Origin of the sequence: Pseudomonas sp. HMSC057H01 (assembly GCF_001836405.1) — a bacterium.
Taxonomy (GTDB): domain Bacteria; phylum Pseudomonadota; class Gammaproteobacteria; order Pseudomonadales; family Pseudomonadaceae; genus Pseudomonas; species Pseudomonas aeruginosa.
In genome coordinates this window covers 25,492-39,531 of record NZ_KV828420.1, presented here as the reverse complement: position 1 = coordinate 39,531, position 14,040 = coordinate 25,492, and the positions used below count along the sequence as shown (strand labels likewise).

13 protein-coding genes are annotated in these 14,040 nt (G+C 67.2%); 4 read left to right on the top strand and 9 right to left on the bottom strand.

What is annotated here, in order from left to right; all coding sequences use genetic code 11:
* Window position 1 precedes the first annotated feature (1 nt).
* The 3 genes from HMPREF2581_RS07835 to HMPREF2581_RS07825 all read right to left on the bottom strand — a co-directional run bounded on the left by HMPREF2581_RS07835 (window position 2) and on the right by HMPREF2581_RS07825 (window position 3,591).
* Window positions 2–1,375, bottom strand: a complete 1,374-nt coding sequence (locus HMPREF2581_RS07835; RefSeq protein ID WP_003099328.1) for a spinster family MFS transporter — start codon at window positions 1,373–1,375, stop codon at window positions 2–4.
* A 279-nt stretch (window positions 1,376–1,654) separates the two neighbouring features.
* Window positions 1,655–2,677 carry a ferrochelatase gene (gene hemH / locus HMPREF2581_RS07830; RefSeq protein WP_003141619.1) on the bottom strand — a complete coding sequence of 341 codons (1,023 nt, stop codon included), beginning with the start codon at window positions 2,675–2,677 and terminating at the stop codon, window positions 1,655–1,657.
* Entirely contained in the window at window positions 2,674–3,591 is a 918-nt protein-coding gene (locus tag HMPREF2581_RS07825) for a TIGR01777 family oxidoreductase (RefSeq protein WP_003141621.1), read from the bottom strand. The genes hemH and HMPREF2581_RS07825 overlap by 4 nt, the downstream gene beginning before the upstream one ends.
* Window positions 3,592–4,004: 413 nt before the next feature.
* Between HMPREF2581_RS07825 and HMPREF2581_RS07820 the strand changes: the two genes are divergently transcribed.
* From HMPREF2581_RS07820 to phrB, 4 genes are all read left to right on the top strand, one after another.
* Window positions 4,005–4,988 (top strand): NAD(P)/FAD-dependent oxidoreductase, encoded by a 984-nt coding sequence (locus tag HMPREF2581_RS07820; RefSeq protein WP_003094987.1) that lies wholly within the window; start codon window positions 4,005–4,007, stop codon window positions 4,986–4,988.
* A 152-nt stretch (window positions 4,989–5,140) separates the two neighbouring features.
* Entirely contained in the window at window positions 5,141–6,100 is a 960-nt protein-coding gene (locus tag HMPREF2581_RS07815) for a DUF523 and DUF1722 domain-containing protein (protein ID WP_003141622.1), read from the top strand.
* 9 nt (window positions 6,101–6,109) lie between these two features.
* Window positions 6,110–7,009 (top strand): MerR family transcriptional regulator, encoded by a 900-nt coding sequence (locus tag HMPREF2581_RS07810; protein ID WP_003141623.1) that lies wholly within the window; start codon window positions 6,110–6,112, stop codon window positions 7,007–7,009.
* Window positions 7,006–8,451, top strand: a complete 1,446-nt coding sequence (gene phrB / locus HMPREF2581_RS07805) for a deoxyribodipyrimidine photo-lyase (RefSeq protein WP_003141624.1) — start codon at window positions 7,006–7,008, stop codon at window positions 8,449–8,451. The genes HMPREF2581_RS07810 and phrB overlap by 4 nt, the downstream gene beginning before the upstream one ends.
* A 125-nt stretch (window positions 8,452–8,576) precedes the next feature.
* Here the strand turns inward: phrB and pagL are convergent, their stop codons facing one another.
* The 6 genes from pagL to hemA form a co-directional block, all read right to left on the bottom strand.
* The gene (gene pagL, locus HMPREF2581_RS07800; protein ID WP_003099307.1) at window positions 8,577–9,098 is read right to left on the bottom strand and encodes a lipid A 3-O-deacylase; all 522 of its coding nucleotides are present in this window, start codon (window positions 9,096–9,098) and stop codon (window positions 8,577–8,579) included.
* Window positions 9,099–9,231: 133 nt separating this feature from the next.
* Window positions 9,232–10,029, bottom strand: a complete 798-nt coding sequence (murI, locus tag HMPREF2581_RS07795) for a glutamate racemase (RefSeq protein ID WP_003141625.1) — start codon at window positions 10,027–10,029, stop codon at window positions 9,232–9,234.
* Window positions 10,019–10,777 (bottom strand): molybdopterin-synthase adenylyltransferase MoeB, encoded by a 759-nt coding sequence (locus HMPREF2581_RS07790; RefSeq protein WP_003141626.1) that lies wholly within the window; start codon window positions 10,775–10,777, stop codon window positions 10,019–10,021. Before HMPREF2581_RS07790 ends, murI begins: the two co-directional genes overlap by 11 nt.
* A complete protein-coding gene (gene prmC / locus HMPREF2581_RS07785; RefSeq protein WP_070867311.1) occupies window positions 10,771–11,601 on the bottom strand; it encodes a peptide chain release factor N(5)-glutamine methyltransferase in 831 nt (276 codons plus the stop codon). The genes HMPREF2581_RS07790 and prmC overlap by 7 nt, the downstream gene beginning before the upstream one ends.
* A gap of 1 nt (window position 11,602) precedes the next feature.
* Window positions 11,603–12,685, bottom strand: a complete 1,083-nt coding sequence (gene prfA, locus HMPREF2581_RS07780; RefSeq protein ID WP_003099290.1) for a peptide chain release factor 1 — start codon at window positions 12,683–12,685, stop codon at window positions 11,603–11,605.
* Between the two features lie 17 nt (window positions 12,686–12,702).
* Window positions 12,703–13,971, bottom strand: coding sequence for a glutamyl-tRNA reductase (gene hemA / locus HMPREF2581_RS07775; RefSeq protein ID WP_003095001.1), 1,269 nt, complete (start codon window positions 13,969–13,971; stop codon window positions 12,703–12,705).
* Between the last annotated feature and the right edge of the window lie 69 nt (window positions 13,972–14,040).

Sequence of the window (14,040 nt, the reverse complement as noted above, 5' to 3'; positions counted from 1 at the left end):
GTCAGGCCGGCTGCCGGGACGCCTTCCAATCCTCGCCGCCCTCGCCTTCCCGTCGCAGGCTCCAGTCCTTCAGGTGCTCCAGGCTGGCGCGATAGGGCTTGAGGCCGATCCCCAGCAGGACCACCGCGCCAAGCACCGCGGCCAGGGTCACCAGCAGCAGCGAGTAGCGCAGCGCCATGTCGTCGGCGAAGACGAAATCGGTGACCAGCGCCACCGCCGTCGGGCCCACGCCGAGACCGAACAGGGTGACCACGAACAGGTAGATCGCCGAGGCCTGGCCGCGCATCGAGTTGGGCATGATCTCCTGGATCGCCGCCGGGGCCACGCCGAACGGCATGCTCAGGAAGAACACCGTCGGCGCCATCAGCGCCGCCGCCCAATTGGCGTTGTCCAGCAGCGGATAGACCAGGGTGAAGGGAATCACCGCCCAGGCGGCGAGCAGCCCGACGCGCATGTTCGCGTCGCTGCGCCCGCGCTTCGCCCAGTAGTCGGCCAGGCGCCCGCCGAAGACGATGCCGAGACAGCCGAACACCGCGACGATGCTGCCGTAGACCACCCCGACATGACCGGCGTCCCAGCCGTGGGTGCGGACGAAGAAGGTCGGCACCCAGGCGCCGCTGCCGTAGCCGGCGAAGGACAGGCAGGCGAAACCGAAGTTGTGGCAGAGCACGGTCTTGCGGTTGGCCCGCAGGTAGGCGCCGACCTCGCCCAGCGGCACCGCCACGCCTGCGCCGACTCCGCGCCGAGCCGGCTCGCGGATCGCCAGCAGCAACAGGCAGAAGAGCACGCCGGCGGCGCCGAGGATGAGGAAGATCAGTTGCCACGGGCGCACCTCGCCGAACAGCGGCAGGTGCACGTCGCCCTGGGCCGAGGCGAACTTGATCACCAGCCCGCCGAGCAGGAAGGCCAGCCCCGAGCCCAGGTAGATGCCCATCGAGTAGACGCTGATCGCCGTCGCCCGACGCTCGCGCGGGAAGCTGTCGGCGATCAGCGAATAGGCCGCTGGCGACAGCGCCGCCTCGCCGACCCCGACGCCGACCCGGAAGGTGAGGAATTGCCAATAGCTGCGCGCCAGACCGCAGGCCGCGGTCATCGCGCTCCACACCAGCACGCCGAACAGGATCAGACCGCGCCGGCTGCGGTTGTCGGCCATGCGTCCGAGCGGGATACCGCAAAGGGTGTAGAACAGGGCGAAGGACAAGCCCATCAGCAGGCTCATTTCCGTATCGCTGATGGCCAGGTCACGGCGGATCGGGCCGACCAGCAGGTTGAGGATCTGCCGGTCGATGAAGGACAGCACATAGGCGACCATGAGGATCGCCACCGTGGTCCAGGCCGCAAGGTTGGAGGGATAGCCGTTATTGTTGTTATGCATGCCGAACTCCTGGACGCCGCCGAAGCGGCGGATGCGAAGGGAGGGTCGACAGGCAGGATAAGCCGGCAACATCCGGGCTTATACCCAGGGCAAGGGACTATAGAACTGCTGAATGCGGGAAGCGGGTTCCGGCGAATGACCGCCAGGTCATTCGCCGCCGCGTGCGCTCAGAGCCTGTCCAGCATCTCGCGAGCTGGGCGGGGAAGCGGAGCTGACGAGCGGCAAATGAGCACTTCAAAGCCGTCATACCGCGCCGCGCAGCGGATCATGAACAGGCTCTCAGAGCGGCCTGGCCAAGCGCCCGCTCATCTCGCCCAGGGCGCCGACCCAGGCGGGGTGGTCGTTGAGGCAGGGAATCAGCACCAGGTCCTCGCCGCCGGCGCTGATGAACTGCTCGCGGCCGCGCATGCCGATTTCCTCCAGAGTCTCGATGCAGTCGGCGACGAACGCCGGGCACATCACCAGCAGGCGCTTCACCCCACGCTGCACCAGTTCGTCGAGCTTGGCGTCGGTATAGGGCTCGATCCACTTGGCGCGCCCCAGGCGCGACTGGAACGACACCGACCAGCGCCCCTGCTCCAGGCCGGCGCGCTCGGCGAAGGCCTCGGCGGTGCGCAGGCACTGGCTGCGGTAGCAGAGGGCGAGGGCTTCGGGGCTGACGTTGCGGCTGTTCTCGGCCAGCAGGTCGTGGGCAGGATCCTTCACCAGCTTGCGGATGTGCCGCTCGGGCAAGCCATGGAAGCTCAGCAACAGATGGTCGTGGGGCTGCTGCAGGTACGGACGCACGCTTTCCACCAGGGCATCGAGGTAGACCGGCTGGTCGTAGAACGGCGGCAGCGTGCTGACCTCCAGCTCCAGGCGATGGGCGGCGATCACCCGGCGCACCTCTTGTTCGGCGGTGGTCGTGGTGCTGTCGGCGAACTGTGGATACAGCGGCGCCAGGGTCACCCGCCGGATACCGCGGCGCGCCAGGTCGAGCAGGACCTTCTCGATGGCCGGCTGGCCGTAGCGCATCGCCAGTTCCACCGGTCCATGCGGCCAGTGCGGCTTCATCGCTTCCTGCAGGCGACGACTGAGGACGATCAGTGGCGACCCTTCGTCCCACCAGATCGAGCTGTAGGCGTGCGCCGATTCGGCCGGACGCTTGATCAGGATCAGCGACACCAGCAGGCGCCGCAGCGGCCAGGGCAGGTCGACCACGTAGGGATCCATGAGGAACTGGTCGAGATAGCGGCGGACATCCTCCACCCGGGTCGAATCCGGGGAGCCCAGGTTGAGCAACAGCAGGGCATTCTCGGTCATGCCTGATCCTTTCGTCGGGCGGCCAGGACATCGGCCAGCGCCGCGTCCAGGTCGGTGAATTGAAAACGGTAGCCGGCATCCTGCAAGCGCTGCGGCAAGGCTCGCTGGCCACCGAGCAGCAATCCGGACATTTCTCCCAGCCCGAGGCGCAGTACGAACCCGGGGGTCGGTATCCGCGCCGGCTTGTGCAGCGCCCGGCCCAGGGCCTTGGCGAAATCGCGGTTGCGCACCGGGTTGGGAGCGCACGCATTATAGGGACCGCTGGCATCGGGCCGCCGCAAAAGAAAATCGATCAGCTCGATTTGATCCTCGATATGAATCCACGGCATCCATTGCCGGCCGTCACCCAGCGGTCCGCCCAGGCCGAGCCGGTAGAGCGGCAACAGGCGCCCGAGGAAGCCGCCCTCGGGGGCCAGCACCAGGCCGGTGCGCAACAGCACGACACGGGTGCCGAGCTTCTCCGCCTCGCGGGCGATCTGCTCCCAGGCTAGGCATAGCTCGCTAGCGAAATCCTCGCCGGCCGCCGCCCCCTCCTCGGTCACCGGGCGCTCGCCGCTGTCGCCATACCAACCCACCGCAGAACCCGATAACAGAAGGTCCGGGCGCTGCTCACGAGCGTCCAGCCATTCCATCAGGCGCTCGGTAAGGCGTACCCGGCTTTCCCACAGCAGCGCCTTGCGCTTGTGGCTCCAGGGTTTGTCCGCGATCGGCTCGCCGGCCAGGTTGACCACCGCGTCGAGCGGCTGGTCGCCGTACTCGTCGAAACGATCGATGCCGCGCACGCCGACGCCGCACAGCGATTCCACCTGCTGCGGCCGCCGGCTGAACACGGTCAGCCGGTGTCCGGCCTGTCGCCAGCGGGCGCACAGGCGGCGACCCATCAGGCCGGTACCGCCGGTCAAGAGAATGTGCATGGCTGTCTCCTCGTTTTGCCTGCGTGCCCTTTCAGTCTGGACCCTGGACATCGATCTGCCCGATGACCGTGCATCCTCCCCCCATTCCGGCGTTATCCTGTGAATGGAAGATCCGTCGGCTCCGGCCGGGGAACCCTGGCGTCGTTTTCGACTCAGCCAAGGAACAGGGCTTGCATCGCACTGGTGCCTTAGTGAACGGCGCCAGCCGTCTATTCTTCAGATAACTCGGTTGATACTTCCGAACGGAACGTCTGAAGGTTCGACAGGCCAGGAAGCGAGCCGTGCGCCGCAAGCGCGCCATCGGCGCGATGCAAGGTGCGCCTCGAAGCACGCGCAATACTGTACATTAAATCAAGCTTGTACAAGAAACCTGATTCGCCTGTCCAGACGCTACACAACCAGAGAGGCATGTCATGAGCGTCCCCATCGCCATCATCGGTACTGGCATCGCCGGGCTTTCCGCCGCCCACGCATTGAGATCCGCCGGCCAGACCGTACAACTGTTCGACAAGGGCCACGGCAGCGGCGGCCGCATGGCCAGCAAGCGCAGCGAGGCCGGCACGCTGGACCTCGGCGCGCAATACTTCACCGCCCGCGACCGGCGCTTCCTCGACGCCTTGCAACACTGGCGCGAGGAAGGCTGGGTGGACGAGTGGAAACCCGCTCTCTACCAATACCGCGACGGCCAGCTGAGCCCCTCCCCGGACGAGCAGCCACGCTGGGTCGGCATCCCACGGATGAGTGCGATCACCCGCGCCCTGCTCACCGATCTGCAAGTGGTCTTCTCCTGCCGCATCACCGAGGTCTTCCGCGGCAAGCAGCACTGGCACCTGCAGGACGCCGAGGGACAGAACCACGGTCCGTTCAACCAGGTCCTGATCGCCATCCCCGCTCCCCAGGCCACGCCGCTGCTGGCCAGCGTGCCGAAACTGGCGGCCACCGCCGCGAGCGTGGTCATGGAGCCGACCTGGGCGGTGGCGCTGGGCTTCCGCGAGGTACTCGACACCCCGGTGCAGGGCTGCTTCGTGCACGGCAGTCCGATCGCCTGGCTGGCCTGCAATCGCAGCAAGCCGGGGCGCGACACCGCCCTCGACACCTGGGTGCTGCACGCCACCAGCCAGTGGAGCCGGCAGCACATCGACATGGCCAAGGAGGACGTGGTCGAGCACCTGCGCTGCGCCTTCGCCGAAGTGATCGGCTGCGCCGTGCCGGAAGCCGCCTTCAGCATCGCCCACCGCTGGCTCTATGCACGCCCGGCGGAGGCTCACCAATGGGGTGCCCTCGGCGATCCCGACCTGGGCATCTACGCCTGCGGCGACTGGTGCTCCAGCGGCCGCGTCGAAGGCGCCTGGCTCAGCGGCCAGGAAGCCGCGCGGCGCCTGCTGGAACATCTCTGAGGGGATCGGGCCGTCGCCTGGCGGCCCGATGTGACAAGAAAATACCTATACAAATACATTGACCTGTACAAGATAAGTTCTAGGATGTGTCGTATGACCGCCTGGCTGTCGAGCTGCGCGCGAACCTCCTTTCCCCTCGGGAGACGACACCGATGCACGAATCTCACCCCCCTTCCCTGACGCCCCGACTCGGCATCAGCGCCTGCCTGCTCGGCAAACCGGTGCGCTTCAACGGCGGCCACAAGCGATCCGCGCTTTGCGAGGAACTGGCGCGACACGTCGAATTCGTCTCCTTCTGCCCGGAACAGGCCATCGGCCTGGGCACGCCGCGCCCGGCGATTCGCCTGGAAGGCACTCCGGAAGCCGCCGAGGCGCGGAGCCGCGACGGCCTGGCGGTCGGCGGAGCGCTCGCCGAATATGCGCGGCGGGTGGCGCAACGGGCGGATACGCTGGACGGTTTCATCTTCATGCAACGTTCGCCGTCCTGCGGGCTGCAACGGGTCAAGCTCTACCCTGAAGGCGGCGGCGCGCCGCGCGCCGAAGGCCGTGGACGCTTCGCCGCAGCCCTTTGCGAAGCCTTGCCGGAGCTACCGGTGGAAGAAGAAGGCCGGCTGCACGATCCGGTCCTGCGGGAGAACTTCCTCACCCGCGTGTTCGCCCATGCCCACTGGCAGGCCCTGTGCCAGCGCGGCCTCAGCCATTCGGCCATCGTCGCCTTCCATAGCCGCTACAAGTACCAGTTGCTGGCGCATTCGCCGGAGCACTACCGCAGTCTCGGCCGCCTGCTCGGCGAAGCCGGCCATTACCAGCCGGAAGCCCTCGGCACGCGTTACTTCGGCGAGCTGATGCAGGGCCTGCGCCGCTGCGCGACCCGCGGCAGCCATGGCAACGTGTTACTGCACCTGAGCGGCTACCTGAAACGCGACCTCGTAGCCGAAGACAGGCGTGAATTGCGTGAGCTGATCGAGCAATACCGGCATGGCAGCGTGCCGCTGGTGGTACCGCTGACCCTGCTAAAGCACCACTTCCGTCGCCACCCGCATGCATACATCGCCCAGCAGACCTACCTGCAACCGCACCCGACCGAACTCGGCCTGCGCAACGCGCTCTAGGATTTCCCGATGAACTCGCCCCACCTCGAACGCGGCGGCCTGCCGATCCGCGAAGTCACTCGTCTGACCGGCGTCCATCCGGTCACCCTGCGCGCCTGGGAGCGCCGCTACGGCCTGGTGGTGCCGCAACGCACCGGCAAGGGTCACCGGCTCTACAGCGAAGAGCAGGTCGAGCGCATCCGCCGGATACTCGTCTGGCTCGAGCGTGGCGTCGCCATCAGCCAGGTGCGCGCGCTGCTGGAGCGTCCGGAGGAAACCCCGGCGGCGGATGTCGAATCCCCCTGGGAACGCCTGCACGAACAACTGCTGGACGCCATCGCCGCGCTGGCCGAGCGACGCCTCGACGATCTGTTCAACCAGGCCGCGTCGCTCTATCCGGTAGCGACCCTCTGCGAAAAGCTTCTGCAACCCTTGCTGCAGCACCTCGAACGACGCTGGCAGGGACAATTCGGCGCGCGCATGGAGCGGGCCTTCTTCTTCTCCTGGTTGCGCAGCAAGCTGGGCGCCCGCCTTTATCACCAGCAGCGGCTGCAACAGGGCGCGCCGCTGCTGCTGGTCAACCAGTCCGAGCTGTCGCTGGAACCGAACCTCTGGCTGTGCAGTTGGTTGCTCGGCAGCGGCGAGGTGCCGCTGCAGGTCTTCGACTGGCCGCTGCCACCGGCCGAACTGGCCCTGGCCTGCGAACGCCTGGAAGCTCGCGGCGTGTTGCTGTACGCCAGTCATCGCCTCAACCCGGAGCACCTGCCGCGCCTGCTGGCAGGGGTTAGCTGCCCGGTGGTGCTGGTCGGACCGGCCGTGGAGATCCAGCGCGAAGCCTTCGAAACCCTGGCGCTAGCCGGCCTGCTGCTGGCGAGCACGCCCCTGGAAGCCCGCCGCCTGCTCGGCGAACGAGGCCTGTTGAACCCATGAACGGACTTCCGATGAACCTGATCTGGTTTCGCTGCGACCTGCGAACCACCGATAACAGCGCGCTCCTCGCCGCCGCCGATGGACGCCCTTGCGTGGCCCTCTACCTGCTCAGCCCGGCGCAGTGGCGGGAACACGACGATGCGCCCTGCAAGGTCGACTTCTGGCTGCGCAACCTGGGCGAGCTGCAACGCCAGCTCGCCGCGCTGAACATCCCGCTGCTGGTGCGCGACTGCGGCCACTGGCGGCAAGCCCCGGAAGTCATCGGCCGGCTCTGCCGGGAGCTGGGAATCGGCGCGGTACACGTCAACCAGGAATACGGGGTGAACGAGGAACGCCGCGACCAGGCCGTCGGCCAACGCCTGCGCGAACAGGGCGTGGCCTTCCACAGCCACCTCGACCAGCTGTTCTTCGCCCCCGGCTCGGTGCTGACCCGAACTGGCGGCTATTTCCAGGTGTTCAGCCAGTTCCGCAAGGTCTGCCACGAACGGCTGTACCAGGCCCTGCCGGGTGTCCGCCCGCGTCCGCAGCCCCAACCACCGCACGCGCTGGCCAGCGACCCGCTGCCGGATGCCGTGCCCGCCTTCCCGCGGCCGGCCGATAGCTTGCGCCGCCTCTGGCCGGCAGGCGAAGAGGTAGCGCAGGAACGCCTGCGCGGCTTCGCCGACCAGCACCTGGCCGACTACCATGAACGGCGCGACTTCCCGGCGCTTCCCGGCACCAGCCAACTGTCGCCCTACCTGGCCGCCGGCGTACTCTCGCCCAGGCAATGCCTGGACGCCGCGCTGGTTGCCAACCGCGGCGAGTTCAGCGGCGGCCAGCAAGGCGCCGCGACCTGGATCAACGAGCTGCTCTGGCGCGAGTTCTACAAGCACATCCTGGTCGGCTACCCACGGGTCTCCCGGCACCGCCCCTTCCGCGAGGAGACCGAAGCCCTGCGCTGGCGCCAGGCCCCGGCGGAACTCGAAGCCTGGCAACAGGGGCGCACCGGCATACCGATCATCGATGCAGCAATGCGCCAGTTGCTCGCCACCGGCTGGATGCACAATCGCCTGCGGATGGTGGTAGCGATGTTCCTCAGCAAGAACCTGCTGATCGACTGGCGCGAAGGCGAACGCTGGTTCATGCGCCACCTCATCGACGGCGACCTGGCGGCGAACAACGGTGGCTGGCAGTGGAGCGCATCCACCGGCACCGACGCCGTCCCCTACTTCCGCCTGTTCAATCCGCTCTCGCAGTCCGAACGCTTCGATCCACGCGGCGAGTTCATCCGCCACTGGCTGCCGGAACTGGCCGGCCTGGAGCGCAAGGCGATCCACGATCCGTCCAGCCTGGGGCTGTTCGCCGGGGTCGACTATCCACGGCCGATGGTCGACCTGAAGGCCAGCCGCGAACGGGCGCTGGCGGCTTTCCGCAACCTGCCGCCGCGCGATGGTCGCGCGTAGGGCGCGTCAGCGAGCTATCGCCTCCCGCCAAATGGCTCGCTCTTTCCATAGGGCGGTGCGGCGTGGTGGAAGAATCGCAGGCATGAAAAAGCCGGGATGAACCCGGCTTTTTTCGACCGTGCCGACTAGATCGGGATCTTGTAGAACAGGCTGTAGGACTCAATACCGTCGTTCGGCTGTTTCAGGCCGGCGTTGGAATAGTGGATCGCCCGAACGCCGACCGACTGGCCGTTGGCGAACTTCAGGCCGGCGCCGATGCGGTCTTCGAAGTTCAGGGAGGAACCCAGGTTCTGGTCGCCGACACGGGTGCCGGAGAACGCCGCCACGCCGATACCGGCCTCGATGAATGGCTTGATCGAGTCGCCGGCGAACTCGTAGACGAATACCGGAGCGAACGACAGCGAATGCTTGCCGGCGCCTTCATCGCCACCTTCCCAATAGGTGTAGCCCGCATCCCAGTAGCCGGTCAGGCGCCCGGTGGAGGTCTGCCACCAGCTCTTGTCCCAATCCCAGCTCAGGCCCAGGCGATAGGTCATGCCCGACTGGCCGGTCGCACCGACGGCGGCCGAGACGTCCGCCGCCTGGGCGGAGGCCACGTGGACGGAGGAAAGTGCGGCCAGAACGGCCAGCGGAAGTAGTTTCTTCATTGAAACGTCCTTTTCGAAAGTTGCATGAAAGCCCCCGCATTCAAGCTGCGCATTATAAGAGCGCACTTACTAAAGCAGATACTAGACCAAACGCTTTAGTTCAAAAAATCGCTGTCACGTCTGCCAGGAACGACTAAACGACTAATTTTCCTACGCTTTCCGGGCTTCCCCAGAGGATCGGCAGGATCCTTTCCATCTCCTCCGGCAGCGCGCTGGTCCAGAAACGCGGCGTCGCGGCCTGGCCAGAGGCCAGTAGCGCCCGCGCCGACAATACGCGCTCCAGCTGCCGGGCGACAGCCGCTCCCGTATCGATCACCGCCATCTCCGCCGGGATCAGCTCGGCCAGCAGGGGTTTGACGAAGGGATAATGAGTACAGCCGAGGATCAGCGTATCGCAGCCCTGTTCGAGGATGGGTGCCAGCAGGCGTTCCAGCAGTGCCCGGGTTTGCGGCCCATAGAGATCGCCGGCTTCGATGCGCTCGACCAGCCCCGGACAGGGCTGGGTGAAGACCTGTACATCGCTGGCGAAGCGGTCGAGCAAGGCGGCGAAACGCGCGCTCTTCAGAGTTCCGGTGGTGGCGAGGACGCCGACCCGACCGTTGCGGGTGGCCGCCGCGGCCGGCTTCACCGCCGGCTCCATGGCCACCAGCTGCACCTGCGGATAACGTTCGCGCAATTCCGCCGCAGCCGCTGCCGTCGCGGTATTGCAGGCCAGTACCAGAGCCTTGGCGCCCTGCTCCAGAAGGAAATCACCGATCCGCTCGCAGCGTTCGCGGATGTACTCCGCGCTCTTCTCGCCGTAGGGCACATGGGCGTTGTCGGCGACGTAGAGCAACGATTCGGATGGCAGGCGCGCACGAATCTCACGCAATACGCTGAGCCCGCCGACCCCGGAATCGAAAACGCCGACCGCGGCCGACTCAACCGCCATGGCGTTGCCCGCAGACGGCACAGGAAGGATCGCGACGCACCCGCAATTCGCGGAAGCGCGTGCCGAGGGCGTCCACCAGCAGCAGGCGGCCCACCAGCGGTTCGCCGAAACCGGCCAGCAGCTTGAGCGCCTCCAGCGCCTGCAGGCTACCGACCAGCCCCACCAGCGGACCGATCACGCCGGCCTCGCTGCAGGTCAGCTCGGCCTCGCTGCCGTGCCCGTAGAGGCAGTGGTAGCAGGGGCTTGCGTCGCAGCGGGTATCGAATACCGAAAGCTGGCCCTCAAGACGGATCGCCGCGCCACTGACCAGCGGCTTGCCGGCGCGCACGCAGGCGACGTTGACCGCCTCGCGGGTGGCGAAGTTGTCGGTGCAGTCGAGCACCAGGTCGACCGCCGCCACGGCGGCATCGAGGGAGTCCTCGTCCAGCGCGGCGCTATGGCTGACCAGGCGGATCTGCGGATTCAGTGCGCCCAGCCGGCGCATCGCCGACTCCACCTTGCCGATACCCACGCTGGCGCCATCGTGGATGACCTGCCGTTGCAGGTTGGTCAGGTCGACCGTATCGAAATCCGCCAGGTGCAGCTCGCCGACCCCGGCCGCGGCCAGGTACAGCGCCACCGGCGAACCCAGGCCGCCAAGACCGACGATCAGTGCGCGGCTGCGCTTCAGGCGCAGCTGGCCCTCGACGTCGACCTGCGCCAGCAGGATCTGGCGACTGTAGCGCAGCAGTTCCTCGTCGCTCAGCATGCCCATTGTCCGAGTGTGATCCGCTCGTTGCCGCCGAGGTCGCGCAACGTATGTACCCCGGCGAAGCCGCGGGCGCCGAGCAGTTCGCGCACCGCCGCCCCTTGATCATAGCCGTGCTCGAGCAGCAGCCAGCCTTCGTCCAGCAAATGCCGCGGCGCCTGGGCGACGATCTGGCGGATGTCGTCGAGGCCATCGCTACCCGCGACCAGCGCGCTCTTCGGCTCGAAACGCACGTCGCCCTCGCTCAGGTGCGGGTCGCTGGCAGGGATGTACGGCGGATTGCCGACGATCATCCGGAAGCGCCGGCCATCGAGGGCGGAGAACCAGTGGCTGCGGCGCACCTCGACGTTCTCCAGGAGCAGCCGCTGGCGATTGCGCTCGGCCAGCGCCACGGCCTCTTCCACACGGTCCACCGCAGTCACTGTCCACAGCGGCCGCTCGCTGGCCAGGGCCAGGGCGATGGCGCCGGTGCCGGTGCCCAGGTCGAGCACCGTAGCGGTGTCCGCCGCGAGGGTCGCCAGCGCGGTTTCCACCAGCAGTTCGGTGTCCGGGCGCGGGATCATTGTGTGTGGCGCGACCTCCAGGTCCAGGCTCCAGAAGCCCTGGTGGCCAAGGATGTAGGCCACCGGTTCGCCGTTGCGCCGACGGGCGATCCAGTCGTCGAACCGCTCGTTGGCCTCGCGCGGCACGATGCGCTCCGGCCAGGTACGCAGGAAGCTGCGCGGCTTGCCCATCGCCGCCGCCAGCAGCAACTCGGTGTCGAGCCGGGCGCTGGGCGAATCGGGCAGTTGGGAATCCTTGAGAAGGGTACAGATAGTGGTCATGTCAGTCGCCCAGGGCCGCCAGTTGATCGGCCTGGTATTCCTGCAGCAGCGGCTCGATCACCTGTTCCACCGCGCCCTCCATCACCTCGCCCAGGGAGTACAGGGTGAGGTTGATGCGATGGTCGGTGACCCGCCCTTGCGGGAAGTTGTAGGTACGGATGCGCTCCGAGCGGTCGCCCGAGCCCACCAGCAGCTTGCGCGTGCTGGCGATCGCCTGCTGCGCCGCGGCCTGCTGCTGGTCGTTGAGCTTGGCCGCCAGCCAGGCCATGGCCTTGGCGCGGTTCTTGTGCTGCGAGCGCTCTTCCTGGCACTCGACCACGATGCCGCTGGGAATGTGGGTGATGCGCACCGCCGAGTCGGTCTTGTTGACGTGCTGGCCGCCGGCGCCGGAGGAACGGTAGGTGTCCACCCGCAGGTCGGCCGGGTTGATCTCGATCGCTGCCTGCTCGTCCGGCTCCGGCAGCACCGCGACAGTGCAGGCGGAAGTGTGGATCCGGCCCTGGGATTCGGTTTCCGGCACCCGCTGCACGCGGTGCGCGCCGGACTCGAACTTGAGCTTGGCATAAACGTTGTCGCCCTCGACCCGGGCAATCACTTCCTTGTAGCCACCGTGCTCGCCCTCGTTCTCCGACAGCGTCTCGACCCGCCAGCCCTGGCGCTCGGCGTAGCGCGAATACATGCGGAACAGGTCGCCGGAGAAGATCGCCGCCTCGTCGCCACCGGTGCCGGCACGGATCTCCAGGAACACGTTGCGGCTGTCGTTGGGATCCTTCGGCAGCAGCATGCGCTGCAGGCTGTCGCCGAGGGCGGCGAGGCGGCCGCGCGCTTCGGCGACCTCCTCCTCGGCGAGGTCGCGCAACTCCGGGTCGCTGTCCTTGAGCAACGCCTGGGCGCCCTCGAGGTCGGCCTGCACCTTGCGGTAGTCGCGGAACGCCAGGATCACCGGTTCGACCTCGGCGTACTCGCGGGAATAGGCGCGGAAGCGGGTCTGGTCACTGATCACCTCGGCGTCGCCGAGCAGCGCCGTCAGTTCTTCGTAGCGATCGCTGAGGACATCCAGCTTTTTCAGCAGAGAAGCTTTCATGCAGGCATAGGTACCGGTCAGTGGCGCGGCGCGCCCTCGTCGAGGGCGAACAGCTCCTGGGCCAGGGCCAGCGCGTCGATGCGGCCCTCGGCGGACATTTTCTTCATCTGCACGCTGGGCGCGTGCAGCAGTTTGTTGGTCAGGCCGCGGGCCAACTGGGCCATCACCTCGGCCGGGTCGGCACCGTTGGCCAGTTGCCGCTGGGCCTTGCCCAGTTCTTCATCGCGCAGGCGCTCGGCCTGCTGCCGATAGGCGCGCAGCACGTCCACCGCAGCCAGTTCGCGCAGGCGCTGCATGAACTCGGCGACGCCGCTGCCGACCAGTTCCTCGGCGGCCTGGGCAGCGCCCTGGCGGCTCTTGAGATTCTCCGCCACTACTTCGTGGAGGTCGTCGACGCTATAGAGGTAGACGTCGTCCAGTTCGCCGACTTCCGGCTCGATGTCGCGCGGCACGGCGATGTCGACCATGAACATCGGCTTGTGCTTGCGCTGCTTCAGCGCGCGCTCCACGGCGCCCTTGCCGAGGATCGGCAACTGGCTAGCAGTGGAGCTGATGACGATATCGCTGTTGGCCAACTCCTCGGGTATCTCCGAAAGCAGCACCGCATGGGCGCCGAACTGCTCGGCGAGCAGGCTGGCGCGCTCCAGGGTGCGGTTGGCCACCACGATGCGCTTCACGCCTTGCTCGAACAGGTGGCGCGCGACCAGGGTGATGGTCTCGCCGGCGCCGATCAGCAGCGCCTGGCTGCGGTGCAGGTCGCTGAAGATCTGCTTGGCCAGGCTCACCGCGGCGAACGCCACGGACACCGGGTTCTCGCCGATGGCGGTATCGGTGCGGACGGTCTTCGCCGTACTGAAGGTGGCCTGGAACAGGCGGCCTAGCAGCGGACCGACGGTGCCGGCCTCGCGCGCGACGGCGTAGGCCGACTTCATCTGGCCGAGGATCTGCGGCTCGCCGAGGACCATCGAGTCGAGGCCGGAGGCCACGCGCATCATGTGGCGCACCGCGTCTTCGTCCTGGTGCACATAGGCGCAGGCGCGCAACTCGTCGAGGGTCAGACGATGGTAGTCCGCCAGCCAGGCGAGCACGTCGTCCGCGGTCGGATGGTCGATCTCCAGGTAGAGTTCGCTCCGGTTGCAGGTCGACAGGATGGCCGCCTCGCGGCTGGTGGTCAGGCGGCAGAGCTGCTGCAGCGCCTCGACCATCTGTTCCGGAGTGAAAGCCACGCGCTCGCGGACAGCCACCGAGGCGGTCTTGTGATTGATGCCGAGGGCAATGAAGGCCATGCAGGATCGCTGAGCTAATCGGGGAAACGCGCAATTCTCCTACTTCGCCAAGGGCAGGACAACCATTGC

Bases quoted from the DNA above. Each gene is read 5' to 3' on its own strand.
- HMPREF2581_RS07835 (WP_003099328.1), bottom strand. From the start codon at position 1,375: ATGCATAACAACAATAACGGCTATCCCTCCAACCTTGCGGCCTGGACC.
- hemH (WP_003141619.1), bottom strand. From the start codon at position 2,677: ATGACCGAGAATGCCCTGCTGTTGCTCAACCTGGGCTCCCCGGATTCG.
- HMPREF2581_RS07825 (WP_003141621.1), bottom strand. From the start codon at position 3,591: ATGCACATTCTCTTGACCGGCGGTACCGGCCTGATGGGTCGCCGCCTG.
- HMPREF2581_RS07820 (WP_003094987.1), top strand. From the start codon at position 4,005: ATGAGCGTCCCCATCGCCATCATCGGTACTGGCATCGCCGGGCTTTCC.
- HMPREF2581_RS07815 (WP_003141622.1), top strand. From the start codon at position 5,141: ATGCACGAATCTCACCCCCCTTCCCTGACGCCCCGACTCGGCATCAGC.
- HMPREF2581_RS07810 (WP_003141623.1), top strand. From the start codon at position 6,110: ATGAACTCGCCCCACCTCGAACGCGGCGGCCTGCCGATCCGCGAAGTC.
- phrB (WP_003141624.1), top strand. From the start codon at position 7,006: ATGAACGGACTTCCGATGAACCTGATCTGGTTTCGCTGCGACCTGCGA.
- pagL (WP_003099307.1), bottom strand. From the start codon at position 9,098: ATGAAGAAACTACTTCCGCTGGCCGTTCTGGCCGCACTTTCCTCCGTC.
- murI (WP_003141625.1), bottom strand. From the start codon at position 10,029: ATGGCGGTTGAGTCGGCCGCGGTCGGCGTTTTCGATTCCGGGGTCGGC.
- HMPREF2581_RS07790 (WP_003141626.1), bottom strand. From the start codon at position 10,777: ATGCTGAGCGACGAGGAACTGCTGCGCTACAGTCGCCAGATCCTGCTG.
- prmC (WP_070867311.1), bottom strand. From the start codon at position 11,601: ATGACCACTATCTGTACCCTTCTCAAGGATTCCCAACTGCCCGATTCG.
- prfA (WP_003099290.1), bottom strand. From the start codon at position 12,685: ATGAAAGCTTCTCTGCTGAAAAAGCTGGATGTCCTCAGCGATCGCTAC.
- hemA (WP_003095001.1), bottom strand. From the start codon at position 13,971: ATGGCCTTCATTGCCCTCGGCATCAATCACAAGACCGCCTCGGTGGCT.